This window comes from Sphingomonas sp. P3_C6 (genome assembly GCF_056402595.1).
The window spans coordinates 132,561-151,983 of sequence record NZ_JBFUHB010000009.1 but is presented as its reverse complement, the minus strand read 5'-3'; the positions used below and the strand labels follow the sequence as shown (position 1 = coordinate 151,983).

16 protein-coding genes are annotated in these 19,423 nt (G+C 61.6%); 9 read left to right on the top strand and 7 right to left on the bottom strand.

Translation table 11 applies throughout. From position 1 onward, the window contains the following. On the top strand, positions 1 to 201 hold a 201-nt coding region (locus AC1DT7_RS11830), incomplete at its 5' end, for an IS3 family transposase (protein WP_478036152.1). Positions 202 to 1,157: 956 nt separating this feature from the next. Here the strand turns inward: AC1DT7_RS11830 and AC1DT7_RS11825 are convergent. Then, positions 1,158 to 2,084, bottom strand: coding sequence for a hypothetical protein (locus AC1DT7_RS11825; protein WP_478036151.1), 927 nt, complete (start codon positions 2,082 to 2,084; stop codon positions 1,158 to 1,160). A gap of 244 nt (positions 2,085 to 2,328) precedes the next feature. Then, on the bottom strand, positions 2,329 to 2,787 hold the full coding sequence (locus AC1DT7_RS11820) for a hypothetical protein (protein WP_478036150.1): 459 nt from the start codon (positions 2,785 to 2,787) through the stop codon (positions 2,329 to 2,331). A 613-nt stretch (positions 2,788 to 3,400) separates the two neighbouring features. Here AC1DT7_RS11820 and AC1DT7_RS11815 point away from each other — a divergent pair. Continuing rightward, positions 3,401 to 4,039, top strand: coding sequence for an outer membrane protein (locus AC1DT7_RS11815; protein ID WP_478036149.1), 639 nt, complete (start codon positions 3,401 to 3,403; stop codon positions 4,037 to 4,039). A 247-nt stretch (positions 4,040 to 4,286) separates the two neighbouring features. Here AC1DT7_RS11815 and AC1DT7_RS11810 read toward each other — a convergent pair whose 3' ends face one another. Then, positions 4,287 to 4,445, bottom strand: a complete 159-nt coding sequence (locus AC1DT7_RS11810) for a hypothetical protein (RefSeq protein WP_478036148.1) — start codon at positions 4,443 to 4,445, stop codon at positions 4,287 to 4,289. A gap of 382 nt (positions 4,446 to 4,827) precedes the next feature. Here AC1DT7_RS11810 and AC1DT7_RS11805 point away from each other — a divergent pair, with 382 nt between their 5' ends. From AC1DT7_RS11805 to AC1DT7_RS11790, 4 genes are all read left to right on the top strand, one after another. Next, positions 4,828 to 6,648, top strand: coding sequence for an asparagine synthase-related protein (locus AC1DT7_RS11805; RefSeq protein ID WP_478036147.1), 1,821 nt, complete (start codon positions 4,828 to 4,830; stop codon positions 6,646 to 6,648). An 81-nt stretch (positions 6,649 to 6,729) separates the two neighbouring features. Continuing rightward, positions 6,730 to 7,620, top strand: a complete 891-nt coding sequence (locus tag AC1DT7_RS11800; RefSeq protein WP_478036146.1) for a hypothetical protein — start codon at positions 6,730 to 6,732, stop codon at positions 7,618 to 7,620. Between the two features lie 108 nt (positions 7,621 to 7,728). Further along, positions 7,729 to 8,025, top strand: coding sequence for a PqqD family peptide modification chaperone (locus AC1DT7_RS11795; protein WP_478036145.1), 297 nt, complete (start codon positions 7,729 to 7,731; stop codon positions 8,023 to 8,025). After that, complete coding sequence (locus tag AC1DT7_RS11790) at positions 8,012 to 9,322, top strand: nucleotidyltransferase domain-containing protein (protein ID WP_478036144.1); 1,311 nt, start codon at positions 8,012 to 8,014, stop codon at positions 9,320 to 9,322. Before AC1DT7_RS11795 ends, AC1DT7_RS11790 begins: the two co-directional genes overlap by 14 nt. Before the next feature lie 31 nt (positions 9,323 to 9,353). On the opposite strand, the gene AC1DT7_RS11785 is transcribed toward AC1DT7_RS11790, so the two are convergent. Next, positions 9,354 to 11,324 (bottom strand): putative bifunctional diguanylate cyclase/phosphodiesterase, encoded by a 1,971-nt coding sequence (locus tag AC1DT7_RS11785; RefSeq protein ID WP_478036143.1) that lies wholly within the window; start codon positions 11,322 to 11,324, stop codon positions 9,354 to 9,356. Between the two features lie 344 nt (positions 11,325 to 11,668). Between AC1DT7_RS11785 and AC1DT7_RS11780 the strand changes: the two genes are divergently transcribed. From AC1DT7_RS11780 to AC1DT7_RS11770, 3 genes are all read left to right on the top strand, one after another. Then, positions 11,669 to 11,806 carry a hypothetical protein gene (locus tag AC1DT7_RS11780; RefSeq protein ID WP_478036142.1) on the top strand — a complete coding sequence of 46 codons (138 nt, stop codon included), beginning with the start codon at positions 11,669 to 11,671 and terminating at the stop codon, positions 11,804 to 11,806. Positions 11,807 to 12,019: 213 nt separating this feature from the next. Then, positions 12,020 to 12,640 carry an outer membrane protein gene (locus tag AC1DT7_RS11775; protein WP_478036141.1) on the top strand — a complete coding sequence of 207 codons (621 nt, stop codon included), beginning with the start codon at positions 12,020 to 12,022 and terminating at the stop codon, positions 12,638 to 12,640. Positions 12,641 to 12,972: 332 nt separating this feature from the next. Beyond that, positions 12,973 to 14,172, top strand: coding sequence for an alpha/beta hydrolase-fold protein (locus tag AC1DT7_RS11770; protein ID WP_478036140.1), 1,200 nt, complete (start codon positions 12,973 to 12,975; stop codon positions 14,170 to 14,172). Between the two features lie 237 nt (positions 14,173 to 14,409). On the opposite strand, the gene AC1DT7_RS11765 is transcribed toward AC1DT7_RS11770, so the two are convergent. The 3 genes from AC1DT7_RS11765 to AC1DT7_RS11755 form a co-directional block, all read right to left on the bottom strand. Continuing rightward, positions 14,410 to 15,699 (bottom strand): HWE histidine kinase domain-containing protein, encoded by a 1,290-nt coding sequence (locus tag AC1DT7_RS11765; RefSeq protein ID WP_478036139.1) that lies wholly within the window; start codon positions 15,697 to 15,699, stop codon positions 14,410 to 14,412. Between the two features lie 141 nt (positions 15,700 to 15,840). Then, on the bottom strand, positions 15,841 to 17,550 hold the full coding sequence (locus AC1DT7_RS11760; protein ID WP_478036138.1) for an alpha-keto acid decarboxylase family protein: 1,710 nt from the start codon (positions 17,548 to 17,550) through the stop codon (positions 15,841 to 15,843). Position 17,551: 1 nt separating this feature from the next. Continuing rightward, complete coding sequence (locus AC1DT7_RS11755) at positions 17,552 to 19,306, bottom strand: flavin monoamine oxidase family protein (RefSeq protein ID WP_478036137.1); 1,755 nt, start codon at positions 19,304 to 19,306, stop codon at positions 17,552 to 17,554. Positions 19,307 to 19,423 lie beyond the last annotated feature (117 nt).

Here is a 19,423-nt window from a genome sequence, read left to right as displayed (position 1 = left end):
GTCTGGGACAATGCCGCGATGGAGAGCTTCTTCTCCTCGCTCAAGACCGAACGGATCGCGCGGAAAACATACCGTTCCCGCAATCAGGCACGCGCGGATGTATTCGATTATATCGAGCGCTTCTACAATCCGACACGCAGGCACTCGACCCTGGGCTATCTCAGCCCCATGGACTTCGAGAAGCAGGCTAAGGTAGCCTAACCTGGTGTCCGTGGAACCGGGGGCAGCTCATGTATACGCTGTCGTGGTGCGCCCCGCGGTCACGCTTGCTCGTCGGAGACTGCGTTAGCCTATCTGAGTTTCCGGATCTCCAATCTCGGAGCTTTAAGGCAATCTGCCGAACTCATTGGACATAGTCCGATGTCGGCTATCGCGACTCTAGCGTTCAAAACTCAGCGAAGAGCCGCTCGCCGGCTAATGTCAGAACCTGTCGGTTGGGAATGCTGCCTTATTCCCGCCGTTCACGCCAGGCAGTGTTTGACTGTCTGGTGTCGGACCAGCCGAGCAGGCAGCAATAGGGTGGTTAGAATGCCACAGCTAACGCGACTCCAGCATATCCTGCTGCTACTTTTGAGCCGTATCGAGTAACGTCGCGCGGTCTTCGAAGTAGGCACTTGTCCTTCGTATCATGCGGAGGAACGTCATCGTCGACTCGATGGTGAATATATACGCGCCAAACAGCAGGGTTTGCCAAATGAGTAGCCCCGGTAGATTTTGATATTTCACGATGGATTCACAAATTTTATGAAATCCTATGCATGGAATCGGCTTAAATCCTGAGAACATTAACAGTATAAGCGACAATATTACCGAAAATATTGAAACCAGATTGAAGTAACTTATATTATGAAATATTTCATTGCCTAAGGAGTTAAGTCTGCCAACCTCGGCCTTGTCCTCTAGGAGATCCGTGTTAGGTATTTTAAGTTTGCCGTTCGCCGACAAGTAAAAAATAAGATTAAAGCTAAAGCCGACCAGTAGCGCTTGGCAAGCTACAAAGCCAGTATATATATCATTGGACGGCGCGCGAAAGATTGCCGCCAACCCTAAGGCTGTGCCAGATATGGTTACGTAATGCCGTAGGCGTGACTGAACTTCGTTCGTACGATAATTGTAGAACGTCCGCGCATTATTTCTAAATATTTGAACGAAGCCGGTCACTCTTTGGAGATCGATATTACTCGATCCTCCAGCACCTTCTGCATCTGTTCGAAGGTGGGGGCGGCATTCGGGTGTCCGTCGTCATTAAAAGTCGGTTTGATGAAGAAAGGTGTAGCAAACATGCCCGGCGATATCATATAGATGGTTTTGCGCTTGCCATCAACCTTACCAATAACGGTGCAGTCAACGATATCCTCATCTTTAACGTCAAGCAGGCCGCTATCGTTTATTATCTCCGAAGCAGCCCTCTTTGCGGCAGATATATTTGTTCCGAGGGCTGGCAGTAACCTCCTCTTTACTTCCGCGCCAAACTCATCGTTCCTATTTTGCTTCTTGAATGTGACAAGCGCCCCATCAGTAAAAGCGTTCTTTTTTGAGATATCCTCTGGCTTCCGAGCGATGCGGACCTGCACTTCGCTTGGTTCCACATTCTCGAAGTAGGCGGCGTCATTGCGAAATGAATGCGCAACAATTTCCTTTTCTTTATGGAAATGGCGAATGAGCGTGTTCTTCAGTCCTTCGTAACTGCCAAATTGGCCAAGATACTGTACGCCAACGAAGATTTTTCCTTTCTTGGACAGGTACAACATAAAGTAAAATGGCCTCAGGCTTATACTGTCCGCAGGAATCTTGCCTACCGCCGTATTTTCGTAGGCGTGCCCCCAATATGCAGCTCGGTAAAGCCCGAAAATAAGCCTAGTACCGGAAGTCGATACGTCCTCAATTGGAACTAGCCGCTTCAGGCGAACTCGATCCTTAATTTTGTCGTCGTTTAAATCGACTTCGCCCACGGACTTTAGCGCATCCGCGAGCGCGGCAAATTCGTCTTCCGAGAAGGGAATGGCATCGCCGTCTTCATCAGGTTGTCTCACCAAGTAATGAAATGAAACCGTGACGGTTTCCCGCTTGCGCCTGTCTGTCAATGATCCCCCCGCGTATGATTTCGTGTGTCGACTGTAGTGATGGAGCTGTGGATTTTCTAGTCGATTATCGCATTTGTCGAATCTCAAACCAAAGAGCTTGGTCCGAGGTGTGCTCCGTCCTCCAAGCGGCCGGGTACGGGTGTTGGTCGTCAGAGCCCCGAATTGCGGTGACGGTGCATTCAATCCGGTAGCTCCGGTGGTGCATGGTCGATTAATTAGATGCGCTATTACCGTGACTAGTAATTTATATCACGCCCCTTTCTTTTAGCACTTGGCCGACGGCTTCTCCAAGTGTCGTCGGTCTGTAGGCTGTCCCCTCGTATTTGCCCTTGTACACGCCGGTCGGGACAAGGCGACGCTCGCGGACGAACAGAATGTCGAGCGGCGAAGCAATTGCCGTGAATGGCCGTAGCGCTCGCGACAGTGCTGCCGTGCCGTTTCGAAACGCTGGGTCCGCGTCTCCCTGCTGCGATAACAAGGTGTCGTAACCCGCATAGAGGGCCTTCAGGACCTCACTCCGCATTGGCTGATTTGCCCTAGGGGCGATGGCATCCGCTACCTGTACCGCTAACACCGGATTGCTTGTTGATGGGGCGGGCGGCTCTGCGGTCTCGAAGAGGCGAGGAGGGCTCGCGAGAAATGGCGCAATGGAACTCAGTGCGTCTCTCTCCGCCCCCGGTTTCAACTCGGCGAACAAAATCATAGCAGACTCCCGTATAATTTCCTCGTACGATATTTACGTACGGGAAGGAATGTCAATCGGTTGCCACTTGCTCGCCAGGATGACGCTACAGCCTCGAAGCACGGACCCAAACGTCCGTTTGGGTTCACGCGTCAGGCATCGTTCGCTCCCATTGCCCGCCGCGCAGGCCGCCGCCTTCTGCACTGGGTTGGGAAGCATGAGGGCGCGGACGGCAAGCACGCCGCGCGTGCCGGCAGCATCTGCAGGCAGGGCAAAGCGCATCACCAGTGCTTTGATACGCCCCCTCGATAGGGCTTCGCCACCTGACCGCCATCCGACACGAACGCTGGAGGCGGCTCTCCCGAGTCGGCTGATGAGAAGCGGTCACCAGAGAGTCAGCTATCGTTCATGATAATAAGATCAGTATTTCATCGATCATGAAATATTTGTCATAATCTAGTTCAGCTAGAGATTTATGACTTATTTTATTGCAAAATGGTCACACCTTACCGGTAATTCCAACATTGCTTCGCCTTTTCCGAGGAAAAGGCTTGAAGCCTTGGCGGTCGCTTCATAGCTGCGCCGCCCGCGGTTCGTGTCATTGTTCGATCGCGTTGCGAATGGGAACTTCACCATGAAAAAATATTTGCTCGTCCTTGCTGCCGCTACGGTTGCAACCCCCGCTTTGGCGCAGGATGACGCGCCGACCTTTACCGGTCCGCGCGCCGAGATCCGCGCCGGTTTCGACAGCGCCAACGTCAAGGTCGCCGCTTCCGACGGCGCCGACACGATACGCCTCAACCGGAGCAAGGACGGCGTGAGCTATGGCGGCGAGCTCGGCTATGACTATGGCCTGGGGTCGCAGCTGACGGTCGGCGCCTATGCCGGTGTCGAGGGCGCCAGCACCAAATATTGCTCGTCGATCGTCGGCAATGACCAGGCCTGCCTGAAGGAAGGCCGGACCTTCACCGTGGGCGGCCGCCTCGGCTTCAAGCTGGAGGGAACGCCGGCCCTGTTCTACGCCAAGGGCGGCTATGCCAATACCCGCGCCCATGCCGATTATACGGGCGCCACGAATTTCGATCTCGCCCATAATTTCACTGGCTATCAGGTCGGTGGCGGCGCCGAAGTCGCCGTGACCAAGCATGTCTATGGCAAGGTGGAATACACCTATAGCCAGTACAAGAAGTTCGACGATGTCGAGGGTACGGACTCGCTGAACCTGCGCCTTGGCCGCAACCAGGCGACCGTCGGGGTCGGTTATCGCTTCTGACCGTCAGCCGACGTAAACGGGGGCGCTCCGGCCGTTGTGGCCGGGGCGCCCCCTTTTTGCGTTTACCGGAAGGATGTGAGCTTCGCGCCGACACGGAACGTGCCGCTGGCGCGCCCGGCTATTCGCCAGAGTGCAATCCTGTCTGGCGTCGTCCTCGCTCCAAGCGGAGCATTGCCGTCGCTCTCTCGACCCCGTCCGATAAGATCACACCCTATTCAGGCGACGGAGGTCGCGCGAAACGCAGCCGTCACTCATCAAAATCAGATGCGTCCGAGAGGGCATCAAAGGACGATCCCAGTTTCCCGAGCTGGGTGATTTCAGCGATATCGAAGCTGTTCACCGTAGGGCAGTGCCATTCGGGCGCCATGTCATTCGCGACATCCGCCCGCGGATTGTTGGTGTTCATTTCTGTCTCCCGGACTCGACACCAATCTGCGAACTGCCGCCGACAAGGTGCTGTGAGCGCAACGTTCCTACCAAGGCGAGGCCGGAATTTTCAAAGAAATTGATGTCGGGGAGGGGGCGAGGATACCCAAAATGGGTGGGTCGTCTTTCACGGTCGATTCCGACAAAAACGGCCCTGAACGAAGGGGCTTGTCGACGGCTGTCGCTGGATGGTGGCGCGGATGACGCCGCCGGGCGGCCGGGAGCGGCGGGCCGACACTTGCCAATGACGAGGGTGCAGCCATAAATGCGCCGCGCGCGTCCGCGCTCGCTTCGTCCATCGCCGGATCATTCTCAGGATTTCGCATGAACAGCCTGCCTGTCCGTATGTTCGGACGACACGCATGAGCCGGTTTTTCGGGTTCTTCCTGCGCTCCGATGAGGGGCGGGCGCAGCAGGCGCGCCTGCGGGCGGCAGCGGCGTTGCGCCTTGGGGTGCCTGCCTATTCGGATCGCAGCGTTTCCCTGTGGGAGTCGCCTCGAAGCTGCAGGACGCCATTGCAGGTCCCCGTCGTCGCTGTCGGAAGAGTTCACAATCGCGACGAGATCGCCGGTAAACTCGGAGGCGGCGCGACGCCGGGAGACGACAGGGAACTGCTCGGCCGGGCCTTCGCCGCATGGGGCGAAAAAGCGTGCGGACCTATCCATGGAGATTGGGCGGCGGCGCTATGGAACCCCCATAACCAGCAACTGATCCTGGCGCGCGACCCCTATGGTAATTCGTCGCTTTATTATCATCACTCGCCCGATTTCCTGATCTTCGGCACGTCGCAAGAGGATATTGCGGCGCTCGACGTGGCACCGGCGCTTCTGGATGAACTCTATCTCGGCCAGATGCTCGTGAGCTGGTCGGCCTATCACGGCGAGCGCACCGCAAACCGATCGATCAACCGGTTGCCCCCGGCGCATTTCGCCCGGGTGACGTCCGGCAAGATGGACACATGCTGTTACTGGCGCCTCGAGGATGCTCCTCCGATCAGACTCGCGCGACAGGCGGACTATGTCGAGCGCTTCAGCGAGCTCTTCGGTGAAGCGGTTCGGCAACGGCTGCCGACCGATGGGAAGGTGGCCGCGACGTTGAGCTCGGGCCTGGACTCGGGGTCCGTGGCCGTCACGGCCGCGCCGTTTCTTGCGGAAAGCGGGCGACGCCTGTCGGCCTATGTGTCGACGCCGATAGCCGATCCGCGCGCCTTTATCGGGTCGGGCATCGGAGACGAATATCCGCTGGCGGCCCAGACGGCAGAGGCGGGGCGGACGATAGACCTCCACCGGGTCGATGCCGCGACCGTATCGCCGATCGCCGCCATGCGCGACATGCTCGAGATCGTTCGCGGGCCGCAGCAGGCGGCGGGCGGGGTGTATTGGCTCCTGGACGTTTTCCGGCGCGCGGCGCGCGACGGAAACGGCACCGTCCTGACCGGCCAGATGGGCAATTGCGGCATCTCGTGGACGGGGGATGCGACGTCGTTTCCGATCCGGCGGCAGATCGCCCTTTTCGGCCTGTCGCATATGGCCAAGCTGAGGGTCAGGCGCATGTTGCCGTGGCCGGTCGAGCGGGAATATCGCAGGCTCCGCCAGCGGGAAGGGTTCCCCTCGTCAGCGATCAGGCTGGAATTTGCCCGAAAGCTCAACCTGGTGGAACGCATGGATGACGACCGCTGGTCCGGACCCTATCCGCGCGCCAGGGATGAGCGTCTTCGCGGGCTGAAGCCAGGCGCCCTCAACATCGGCGCCTTCTATGCACAGGTCGGTGCCGCGGCGGGCGTGCACATCACCGATCCTACCGCCGATCCCCGGCTGCTGGAGTTCTGCCTTTCGATTCCGGACTCCGTTTTCGTCGATCCGGCGACCGGGATGCATCGGTCGCTCATCAGGGAGGCAATGAAGGGAAGGCTTCCGGATCCGGTCAGGCTCAACACGAGGCTGGGGCGCCAGTCCGGCGATCTGGTTCATCGCCTGCGCGAGCACGCCGACGATGTCGATCAGGCGCTGGAGGAGATCGAGAACGGGGCGGGCGGCGACGTCGTCGACGTGGATCGGATGCGGGCGATATGGAGGCGGATTCAGACGGAGGATTCCTACGAGGCATTGGCGCTGGCGATCACGCACACGACACGCGGGATCATGGCCGGTCTTTTCGTGAACGGCTTCGGGACGCGCTACTGACATGCCCCGACCCCGCCCGGGTGCGCTGCCCATTCCAGCCCCGAACCCTCCAACTGCTGCCTCCGACAGGGGGTGGGCGGGATGACGGATCATCTGTACCGCGCCTATGGGCTCGTCCTGGCAATGCCGTTTGCCTGCCCCGAACTGGAGCCGGCGGGCCCGGGCGATATGCCGGACGTCGTGGTGTCCGACGGGCCGGTGCCGCACGCCCTGCCAGATGCGCAATTGAGCGACCAAGATCTGGAAGTCTCGCGTGATGCCTATCTGCTGCGGTACGCGCCCGCCCGCGCCCGGTTCCTGGTCGAGCGAGGACGGCGAGTCACGTTCGAGCGCGGTCCGGACGCCAACGAGGCGGTGTTGCGCCATGTCCTTCTGCACCAGATCATGGCCGCCCTTCTGCGTCAAAGGGGCATGCTGGTCCTCCACGCGTCCGGTGCCGTTTCGCCACGAGGCGTCGTCCTTGTCGGGGGCGCATCGGGCGCGGGAAAATCGACGACCACGGCCGCACTGACGAAACTGGGCTGGCCATTGCAGTCCGACGACGTGAGCGCGCTGCGTCTGGACGATGCCGGAGAGGTCGAGGTCGTCGCGGGCGCGAGCAACGTCCATCTTTTCGAGTCGGCCTCCGAGGCCCTGTCTCTGGAGACGAAAGGCCTGACGCCCAATCCGTGGCATCGCATGAAGATCGCTCTTCCCGCTCTGGTGGAACCGGTCCGGTCAGCGCGACCCTTGCGCAGGATCGTCCATCTGGAGAAGGGTACCGGCGGCGACCTTAGCATCGAGACGGTATCCGGGTACGCCAAACTGGAACTCCTCCTGCGCGGAGTCTATGGCCCCTATCTCGCCGAGCAGTTCGCCACCGGGACGGCTCTGGTATCGAAACTGCTGCAAAGCGTGGAGATGATCCGGGTCGTTCGTCCGGAAAGCGACTGGACGATGAACGAGGTGCTGTCCGCGGTGACGCCGGCATGAGCGGTTCGCCCGAGCAACCCGGCCCCACTGTGCGTACCAAACGGGTTTTGCCGCGGCGGCCAGCCGTCTATCGGGAACGACCAGAGCAGCTTTTCGGGGACAATTTCCATGACGCTTGAGGCACCGGCGATCGATCGTGACTCTGTCGTCGTTCGCGAGCAGCATCTGCCGTCGTCGCGCATCGACGAGGAAATCGTCATCCTCAACGTCGCGACCGGGCGCTATAATGGCCTTGATGAAATAGGACGTCACATCTGGGAGTCGATCGACAGCCCGATCCGCGTCAGCGACCTGTGTGACGGACTGGCGGCGCGTTACCGCGGCGACGCGGAGGTGATGGAGCGGGATACGATCCTTTTTCTCAACCAATTGCTCCATGAATCCCTGATCCGTGTCGAATCCTGACACGGTCTATCGCCGGCACGGGTCCGGCGACGGCTCGATAGCCGACCCGCAGGACGAGCCGCTCGCCGCAAGACTGCGTTGCCTGCGCTGGGATGCGGAAGGGGACCGGCGCTTGGCGGCGATGTCGCCGGCATGCTGGACGATGCTGGCCGCCACGCTGGAAGAACGCGCCGGCCTTTCCCTTCTGGCGCGCAGGGTTCAGCGGGCCGGTATCAAACCGCCTGCCGACGTCATGCAGAAGCTGAGGGCGAATGGGCTGGTGCTGGCGGTTCGGAACCTCCAGTCCCGCATCGCGCTCGCCGATGCCATTGAGGCGACGAACAGCCCGGCGCTGTTGCTGAAGGGCGTAGATCTGGCCGATCGTCTCTATGGCAATCCCGCGCATCGCCCGATGGGAGATGTGGATTTCCTGGTTCATGAGCAGGATGCCATGGCCTATCACCACCATCTCCTCGCCAAAGGCTTCGGTGCGCGCAATGCGCCGGATGCGGCGACGCGGTCCGCCAGCTGGCAGCGGCACGTTTATTATGTCGCGCCGCCTGGCGGCGCGGCGCTTCCCTTCGAGCTGCACTGGCGACTGGCGAACGAGAAGGGATCCAGATTCGTGGATCTTGCCGGTATCTGGGCGCGGTCCTTGCCTCACGCGGCATTTGGGCCGCTCGGCAGGGTGATGTCGCCGGAGGACCTGTTCCTCTATCTCTGCCTTCACCTCAAGGACCACGTCTTCGAGGGGCCGCTGACCAATCTGTGGGACATAGCGGAGATGCTGGAATGTCCCCGCCTGCCGCTCGACTGGGATATCCTGTGGCAACGGGCCAGGGAATGGCGCCTCGTCGAAACCGTTCGCATCACGCTCCATATGGTGACGAGAACCCTGGGCGTGCCCACCCGGCACCTGAGTGAATGGTCACCGGACGCGTCGCTGGAAACCCTGTTTCCCGACGGGCTTCTTCTGCTGGGGCAGCATTCCGACTCCCTGCCTCATGCGGGTGCGCGCCTGGGACAGGTGCTCTCGTCGAAAACGCATTGGCGAGACCGGCTGACGGCGCTCGCCCGGGGGCTGGTACCGCCCCGCCTGGAAATCCGCCTGCGCTATGGCCGTGTCGACCAGAATGCGTGGGACGACATTCGCTCTTACCTCAGGCGCTGGCGGTCAATCGGCGTGATGAAAGCCACGGTCCTGTCGTCATGGCTTCGCGGCGATAGCGACCTGCGGCCCCGGATCGACCGGATCACGCGGCTCAAGGCACATCTGGACGACCATGCGGAAATCGGCGACACGAACCGCCCTTCGTGATGCATCGCCGACCGGCTATCCGGCTATCCGGCTATCCGACTGGCCGCACGACGCGGCCCGTGGTCGGCGTCTCCGCCGGCTTGTCCGCCATGCGCGCCGCATATCGTTTGCTGACCAACCCCGGCACCCGCGCCGCCGGGACCGCGCGGCTGAACAGATAGCCCTGGCCCAGGTCGCAGCCCTTGCGCCGGAGATAGGCTGCCTGGGCGCGAGTCTCAACGCCTTCGGCGACGGTCATGATGTCGAGGTTCCGCGCGAGGTTCAGCACCGCGCCCACGATCGCGGCATCTTCGGCATCGCCCCGATCGGTCAGGCGGGATACGAACGACCGGTCGATCTTGAGCACGTCCACCGGGAATTGTTTCAGGTGCGATAGCGAGGCGAAGCCGGTGCCGAAATCGTCGAGCGCGATCGTCGTGCCCGCCGCGCTGAGCGCGTGCAGCGTCCGCTCGACGCTTTCGGCGAGCTGGCCGAAGAAGACCGACTCGGTCACCTCGAGCTCGACGAGCGTCGCCGGAATCTCGAAACGATCGAGCCGGCTCAGCAGGCGCTCGGCGAAAGAGCCGCGCAGGAAGTCGGCCGGTGCGCCGTTGATCGCGATCTTGCCGAATTTCACGCCCGCCTGGAGCCAGCCGCGCATATCGGCAAAGACCAGGTCCATCATCCGGTCTGTCAGATGCGTCGCGAGATCATTGTCTTCCAGCGCCGCGCGAATCGCCGCGGGCGTCTGCATGCCGCGCTTTGGGTGGCGCCAGCGCAGCAACGCCTCGAACCCCACGACCTCGCCAGTCGCGAGCCGTACCTTGGGCTGGTAGAATGGAAAAACCCTGCCGTCCGCCAGCGCCTCCCGGGCCTCCACCATCATCGTCGTGCGCTGTTCGGCACCCCGGCGCATTTCCGGTGCGAAGCCCAGGATCGTGCCGCCGCCCCGAGCCTTGGCGGCGTAGAGTGCCAGATCGGCGCTCTTCAGCAGGGTTTCGGCATCGCCGCCGTCAGCCGGCCAGATCGATACGCCGGCACTGACGCTGGCATTCACCAACTGTCCCTCGAACAACATCGGCCGGTCGAGATCGTGCAGCAGCGACCGAAACGTCGCGACCCGCGCCTGATCCGGTCGCAGCCCCGGCAGGATGATCGCAAACTCGTCGCCGCCCAGCCGTGCGACGGCGCTATCGGCGGGCAACGCGGTCAGCAATCGTGCGCCGATCTCCTTGAGCAGCGCGTCGCCGGCCGCGTGGCCCATCGTGTCATTGACCGTCTTGAAGTGATCGACATCGAGCACGACCAGGCCGACATGGCGGCGCAGGCGGTCGGCTTCGGTCAGCGACTGATCCAGGCGATCGGCGAACATGGTGCGGTTGTGCAGCCCAGTCAGCGGATCGGCATAAGCGAGAGAGCGGACCTGCGCATGGGTGGTGACGCGTTCGACCAGATGAGCATATTGGTGAACGACAAGCCACATGATCAGTGCGAAGATCAGCAACAGGTTCAGCCCGGTCGTGATCTGCACGGTCACGCCCGAAAGGAGCAGCCAGCCGATCACCGGCGACGTTGCGAGGATGATTGTCGCGAACGCCGCCTTGGGCAGGATGCCGAGGCAGAAGGAGCAGGCGACCGAGCCGAGCGCCATGAACAAGGGTACGAACGGCTTGTCGCCGAGAGAGGTCTCAAGCAGAGCGACGCCCCAGACGCCGAGCGCCAGCGCGACTATTCCCGCCACCCAAGTCGTGTTTGCCAGATACCGGCCGATGCTGGCCGGATCGGGCCGCAAATTGCGGCGGAAGAGCCAGACGATGACGCGGATCGCGATCAGACCGAGGAAACAGGACGGGGCGACAATCGACAAGGATGCGGGTGCCATGCCGTGAATAGAAAAGCCGAGGATGCCGGTGTTTATGGTCAGTACGGCGTAGAGGACCGGCACCTGCGTGCGCAGGATCTGGAATTGCTCGGCCTGGAGGTCCGTCTTCAGTTCGAGAGGGAGGCTACGGGGATGGTACAATACTGATCTCCAGTTCCGCGTCTTAACCAGGTCTGGCTTAAGAAAAGCTTATGTTCCTGTCTGGATCGGCGCTTATTTTATTGATGTGTATCTCGCCGTGCGCGAAACGAGTCTTGCCGCGACTTCGTCGCGAAGATCATCTGTCGAAAATCTCCGTCGATACTGATCGAGGACAACCGCGATGCCTCAGTCAGGCGTTCCGTACCGGCCGAGGAACTGGCGCGGATTCGGGACTCATCGGAGTGCATGCGGCGCTATATCTGGCCCGGCGGGCGGCTCGACCCGGATGCGCGGGTGCGAACCGAATGGGTGTTCGACGATAGCGCCCCGCTACGACCCTTGAGATGAGCAGCATCGTCTCGCAGGGCCGGGAACAAGGCGGGGCGCGGGCGGAAATCAGCCATGTGACGGTAAAGGCTCAGCCTGAGATCGCGACGGTGATGGAGAACGCGGCCGGAGGTGGCGACCTGACCGGTACGTAGGAAGGCATATCGTCACGTGCCGTGTCTGCTTCTTCGTATAACCAGATAGGCTGACTTTTCTTTACGCGAACGTAAGTGTTGCAGTCAGGCAACACAGTCAAATGATTGCAACAAATCCGTCACTTTTTGACGCATCTGATGTTGCGTTGCAGCGAAGATTCCCTAGGTCCGCCCGACCGCCGAAGAGCGGATCAAAACCCACAGGGGAATTTCATGAATACCAAGTTTCTGTTCGCGTCCGTTGCAGCTCTCGTGATCGCCACCCCGGCGATGGCGCAGGACCAGGCCCCCGAGTTCAAGGGCGGCGCCCGCGTCGAGGCACGCATCGGTCTCGACGACATCGTGGTCCGCGTCGAGGATGAGAGCGGCTCCAAGGCCGGCTTCAGCTATGGCGGCGAGATCGGCTATGACTATGTCACCAACTCCGGCTTCGTCCTTGGTGCCTATGCCGGCATCGACGGATCGACCACCAAGGAGTGCACCGAGGTGTTCGGCAATGACGAGGCATGCCTGAAGGCCGGCCGCAACATCACCGCAGGCGTGCGCGCCGGCGGCGTGGTGCGCAGCGGCCTGCTGTACCTCAAGGGCGGCTACTCCAACGGCCGCGCGACCGTTGCGTATCGCAGCACCGCTACCCCGGCGAACAACTTCAAGCTGAGCGACAACGCGGACGGCTGGCACATCGGTGCCGGTTACGAGCTGCCGATCTCGGCGAACACCTATGCCAAGGTCGAGTATGTGTTCACCAAGTACAGCATCAACGATGACGATTTCAACGTCGATGCCAGCCTGAAGCGTCACCAGGGCCTGGTCGGCTTCGGCTACCGCTTCTGATCTTCGGATCGGTTCAGGTGCACGAGAAGGGGCGGCAGCGATGCCGCCCTTTTTTTGTGCGTGAGCCTGCCGCTTTGAGGTGCGTGAATCCTGATTTTCGCGCTCGGCACGCGAACAACAGATTCAGTTTGCTCTTGGGCCCACCTTCAGGTGCGCCCGGAATAGGACCGTTAAGGTGCCGGCCATAAGTCCGACAAGTTAAGTGACAAATAGTCGCAAAGCGCGTCGTAGAGCGCGCTCCCCCTTGATGGGCAGCCAATGCCCTGAGATAAGTCGGAGTAATAATGCCGCGACTGAATGAGGTCGCGAAAAGTCCAACTGGGGAGGTTGAGTTGAAAAGAGCTGCCGCTGTCCTGTTCGCCGCGATGACCACGATCGCATCCGCCTCGGCCCAAACCGCGCCGCCCGCATCCGCGCCTGCTCCGGCAGCCGCGATCGTGGAGGATTTCAAGCCGTCCTCGCTCAACCAGCCGGGCCAGCAATATCCGCAGGTCAATTCGCAGGGCTATGCTCGATTTCGCGTCGTCGCGCCCGATGCGCAGGGGGTGAAGGTGAGCCTTGGCCTTGGCGGCCGTGGCGGCACGGTGCTGGCCAAGGGCGCCGACGGCGCATGGACCGGGACCACGGAAGGGCCGCTCGACGAGGGCTTCCATTATTATCACCTGACCATCGATGGCGGCATTTTCAACGACCCGGGCGCGCTGAACTATTATGGCTCGATCCGTTGGGAGAGCGGCATCGAGATTCCGGCGCACGACGCGGACTTCTACGCGCTGAAGGACGTGCCCCATGGCAATGTGCAGCAGGTGCTGTTCCCGTCGGCGAGCACCAGCACGCAGCGCCGCGCCTTTGTCTATACGCCGCCGGGCTATGACAAGAACCAGAGCGCACGCTATCCCGTGCTGTACCTGCAGCATGGCTGGGGCGAGGACGAGACCGCCTGGTCGAACCAGGGCCGCGCCAATCTCATCATGGACAATCTGATCGCGGCCGGGAAATCGAAGCCGTTCATCATCGTGATGACCTATGGCATGACCAACGACGTGAAGCCGGGCAGCCCCGGCGGCCTCGCCAGCTTCGATATCAAGCCGTTCCAGACCGTCCTGGTCAACGAACTGATCCCCTATGTCGACACCCATTTCCGCACGATGGCGGATCAGGGTCATCGCGCCCTGGCCGGCCTGTCGATGGGCGGTTTCGAGACCAAGCTGATCGCGCCGAAGAATCTCGACAAGTTCGGCTATATCGGCCTGCTCAGCGGCGGCACCTTCTCGCTCGAGGACGTGAACGGCACGCCGGGCTATAAGGACAAGGTCAAGCTGACCTTCGTCAGCTTCGGCAGCCGCGAACTCGAAGGCCGGGGCATGGCAGGCCCTCCGGGCGCGCCGCGCGCCGACCCGCGCGCAAACGCGGAGGCGCTGAAGGCGGCCGGGTTCAACAGCGTTTTCTATGTGTCGCCAAACACGGGCCATGAATTCCTGTCCTGGCGGCGCAGCCTGCACGAAATGGCGCCGCTGCTGTTCAAGAACTGAGGTAGCGAGCCTCCGCATGGCAAGCGGGACGGCGGGGCTGCGGCGGCCCCGCGCCGTTCGCTTCAGCAAGCGCCTGATCGGTCGCCTCCATCCTTGCGAACTCAAGGATGGAGGTGCGGAACAAGGGGCAAGCCGCTGCACCTCCATGGTCGGAGTGGGGTGGCATGACGTTCGCCGACGTCCCGACCTCCGACTAAACTCGTTCTCGATGTTGCCAGTCGCGGTATGAGCGGGAGGCTAGGCTAACGTTGTCGCTTCCGGATCCGTGGCTCTCCGGCTTGTGGTCACGGCCTCCAGCGGGACATCCATGGTGTAGACAAAACCGCTGGGCCTGTACTCGAGGGCGACCTGACCCTTCAATTGACGACCCAGCGACGTCATCATCCGTGTCCCGAAACTCTTGCGTGTCGGCTCGCTCACGAGCGGTCCGCCGAACTCGGCCCATTCAAAATGAAGGCGCTCGCCGTCGATCCGCCAGGCAATATGAACCTGGCCATCGGGAAGCGACAAGGCCCCGAACTTGGTCGTGTTGGTGCAAAGCTCGTTCAGGGTCATCGCGAAGGCGATCACCGAGCTCGACGTGATCCGGATGTCCTCACCTGAGACGATGAAACGTCCACTGCCCTGGTCGAAGGGCTCGATCGCACTGCGGATGGTGCTGTCGATCGTTGCGTTTTCCCAACTCACCCGAGTGAGCAGATCGTGCGCGCGCGCAAGGGCCGCAAACCGGCCGTCGATTGCCGAGCTTGCGTGCGCCATGCTCGTGGCGGTGCGCAGACTTTGATGGGTAATCGCCCCCACGGTAGCGAGCATATTCTTGATCCGGTGATGCAGCTCCGCATGAATCAGCTGCTGCAATTTGTCGGCAGCCTCGCGTTCCTCGGCTTCGATTCCCGACTGGACGAGCAGGGCGCTGGCGTCGATTCCAGCCTGTTCCAGGGCCAGTTTGAGACTGTCGTTCTCGGTCGTGAGGGCGTCTTTTTCCGGTTGGTTCTCGTCGATGATCGACTGCTGTTTCTCCGTGTCGAGCACGGTCTTCAGGAGCAGAGCCTTGGCATCCATTCCCGCCTGCAGAAGGAGGTGCCGCAGTTCCTTGTTCTCCTGAGTCAGCGGATCGTCCGCGGCAATCAGCGAGGGCATCACTTTCAGGACACCCTTTCCGATCATTTTCTGGAGTTCGAGAACCATCTGGTGGATTTCGAGCGGCTTCGGGAAGAAGCGGCTGTCGGTGGGTTTGTCGGCGTCCGTGACCGCGACCTGCCCGGACACCAGGACGATTTTGATATGCGGCCAGCGCGCGTGCACCGCATGGGCGAGCTTCAGTCCGTCCATGCTTCCCGGCATCTGAATGTCGGTGAACAACAGGGATATGTCGTCGCGCGATTCCAGAACCTGCATGGCTTCGTCGGCGCTCACGGCCTCGACTGGCGTGAACCCCGCGTCTTCGACGATATCGACGGCGCGCATTCGCAGGACCATCTCGTCCTCGACAATCAGGACGATCGGTGTTGGACCAGACCATGTCATCGAAAATACCTTCGGGGCGTCTCGCTCTTCCCGGCAGGGAAACGGAGGCCTGGCAAGGGCGTGGGGCGCAGTATGATCACTGTCAAGCGATGCCGGGTTCTGGCCCGCCCAGGAACGCGATCCAAGTCGCGCGCTATCCCCTCACTCCTCCACCCCATGATATTTCCGGAGCATCGGCGGCGGTGCGGCGAGGCGGGCGAGCTGGGGCGCGAGGTCCTTGGGCGGGATCACCACCTCGACCAGTGCGGGCACGTCGGCCAGCTTCCCGATCTCCTTCAGCGCGTCGGCAAGCTGGTCGGTGGTCTTCACGCGAAAGCCCTTTGCGCCGAACGCCTTGGCCAGCGCCAGATAATCCCAGTCGGGCAGCACATCGAATGGGGCGAACGCACCCTCGGGGGTGAAGGCCTTGATATCGACGAACGCCTGTTCGATCGCATAGCCCTGGTTGCTCATCACGAATACCACGGCGGGCACCTTGGCGCGGGCGAGGCTCGATAGTTCCTGGCAGATCATCATGAAGCCGCCATCGCCGGCGATCACCCAGGGGCGTTTGCCTGAAGCCAAAGCCACGCCGAGCGCGCAGCCCGTCTCGTGGCCGAGCGAGCCCCACGCCGCCTGCGCCACGAAGCTGTCGCGCGGGAGGCCCATGAGGTTGCCCCAGACGTACAGCGAGGTGCTTTCGCCCAGGACGAGCACGCTGTCGTCGATCAGCTTCTCGTGTTTCAGCCAGGTCGAGAACTGCCGGTAAAAGATATTGTAGGTGAGGTTATGGCCTTTGCCTTTTTCCGAACTTTCGTCGGCGTCCTCGGGCACGTCCGGCGCCTCGAAGCCGCGCGGGAAGGCGTCGTCTTCCTCGAAATGGGCGACCAGGGCTGTCAGGAAGTCGGCCAGGGTGATCTGCGCGAAATAGTCGATGCCGACGCGGGTATCCTCGTCGTTGCACGAGATCATGTCGGCATAACGCGCGGCCATGATGTCGAGATAATCGTCGGTGATGATCGCCCCCAAGGCGATCGGGCAATCGCACGCGCCCATGATCGTGCGGGTGAGCGCGGGCGAGGCGGGGCCGGCATAGGTGCCGATGAACTGCGGCTGCGCCTCGTCGAGCACGGTCTTGCCGAGGCTGGTGGTGGTGAAGGGCAGGCCGCTGACGTCGACCAGCTTCTGCGCAAGGTCCTGCAGGCCGAAACGCTGGATTTCGACGCCGAACCACAGCACCGGCTGCTGCGCGCTGAGGATACGGCCCCAGGTCGCGGCGATCGCCTTGGTCAGATAGGTCGCGTTGCTGGTTTGCGGCACCGGGGCGAGCGTGCCGACCGGATCGGCGCAATCCTGGGTCCAGACATTCTGCAGCACTTCGAGATAGATCGGGCGGCGGAAGGTGAGCATCGCGGTGATCGCCCGGTCGATCTGGGTGGGGGCGAAATCGGGATCGACGATGATCTCCGACGCGACGGTGACATGCGCGTAGAGCTTCGCGTTGACGTCGAGGTCGCCGGTCGAATGGTGGAACAGGATCTGCTGCTGGCGTTCGAGCAGGCGGTTGTTGTTCGACGGGCCGGCCGAGATGATCGCGACCGGCACGCGCTCCACCCAGGAGCCGGCGGCGCAGTTGAGCGCGCTCATCGTGCCGACCCCATATTGCACGCAGGCAGCGCCCACGCCCTTGAAGCGGGCATAGCCATCAGCCGCATAGCCCGAGCCGAGTTCGTTGATATTGGGCACGCGCTCGATCGCGGGATCGTCGTCGAGCGCGTCGAGGAAGGGCGAGGCATAATCGCCGGGGACGGCGAAGACATGGGCAAGACCGGCCTGTTTCAGTCGGGCGAGGATATAGTCGGCGACGTTCATTTCAGCCCTCCTCGACAGCGCACAGGCAATTGGGGGTGATTGACGAGAGCATCGTCCCGCAATCGAAGCAGGGCAGGCAGGCGTCCAGATCTGTACCGCAACCCGTGCAGGGATCGCCGGGCGGGCAGGGATTGGGCATCAGCGCATAGCTCGGGTCGAGCCAGGTCGGCGGTTTCATGCCGAAGAAATCCTGCAGGGTGGATTCGGCGATGTCGAGCGCGCCTTCGACCCAGCCCTGGCCGAGCGAATAGGCCTCACCCACGATGTGGATGTCGTGTTTTGCGACCGGCTTGCGCATCTGGCACATGATCTGGTCGAGGCGGAAATTGGCCTTCCACTCGTGCCAGCCGCCGCCATACGGGTCTTCGTTCCAGGTGTGATAGACCGCGGCATAGGGATCGGGGATCTGCGGCAGGGCATGGACCTGCGCGACCTGGCGGTTGGCGACGTCGACCATTTCGGCGGTGGCGCGGAAGCCGGTCTTGGGGGCGAGTGGGAGGACGTTCTCGACACCGCCCTCAAGGCAGGCGGGACGATAGCCTTCATAGGCCTTGCCGCGTTCCAGCCCCTTCCAGAAAGGAACTGTGCCGAGATCGTTATAGCTGGCCATCAGCAGAGAGTTGAGGAAGGGCTCGCCGCTCTCCTGCTCGCCCTCGGTGCCGAAATAATAGACCTGGCGGACAGGAAGATCGGTGACCGAGCGGCCGGCGACCAGACCCTGCGAGCGCCACCACGGGGTCTCATAGGCGAGCAGCAGCTTGAACGCGCTCTGGATGAGGACCGAGGGAATGTTCTTCTTCAGCCAGGGGTCGTCGAAGAAGTCGCTCTTGATCAGTTCCAGGCTGCGGCGCGGCATGGCGAGGATCAGCTTCTTGCAGCGAAACTTGATCGGCTTCGCGTCCTCGACGTCGCGAGTCTGCTTCTCGTCATCGGTATGGGTCTGGCGGAAGATCAGGGTGTAGGGCCAGTCGCCGGTGCCGAGGATGATCTCCTCCAGCCGGTGGTTCATGAAGACGCGCTTGCCCTTGGCGGTCTTGCCGGGGAATGTGTCGTTGAACTCGCGGGCGAGCTGTATCGGGAGCTGGTCATAGCCTTCCGCCAGGGTGAGGAACTGGGTCTCGTCGCTATATTCCGTGGCGGGCAGCTGGGTGACGGCGCAGGCATTGGCGACGTTCGCCTCATAGCCGCCGGCGTCGCGCATGAACTGATAGCCCTCGTTGGAGAGCACGCGGAACATCAGGTCCCAGAAGCCGTATTTCCACATCGGCTTGCCGAACACCTTGACCTGCATCTGCTGGCACAGGCTGAGATTGGCGAAGCCGGGATAGAGGTTGTTCATCACCTGCACCTGCAGGTTGGTCGGGCCGAGGCCGCGTTCGGACCAGGCGAGGTTGTAGGGGACCTTTTCCGGATCGTTGAGCTCATGCAGGCGTAGATGCTTGCCGCGCAGGTAGAAGAGGTTGCAGTTGGAGCCGACCGGGGCGGGGGCGCCCATCGGGAAATCCTTGGTCTGCAGGTTGAGATGCTTGACCAGGTCGGCGACCATGATGTGCTGGCTGGGGATGTAGCGCATGCCGCCAAGCTCGGCCTTCACATTGGGCAGGCCGGGCAGGGTGGTGGTGTAGAGCCGACCGCCGATGCGATCCGAATATTCGAACAGGCCGATCGCTTCCTTAGCGCCGCGATCCTGCTGGAGACGCCACGCGCTGTAGGCGCCCGACACGCCGCCGCCGACGATTGCTACGTCTAGATCCATATGACCCTCCCCAATTTAGACACGGCACGACACGCGCCATCGACGGAGGTCGAGCCGCTGCCTGTTCCCATGAGATGGAATGTGCCGAACGGGATGGAGGCTAGCGCTGGGGGTTCG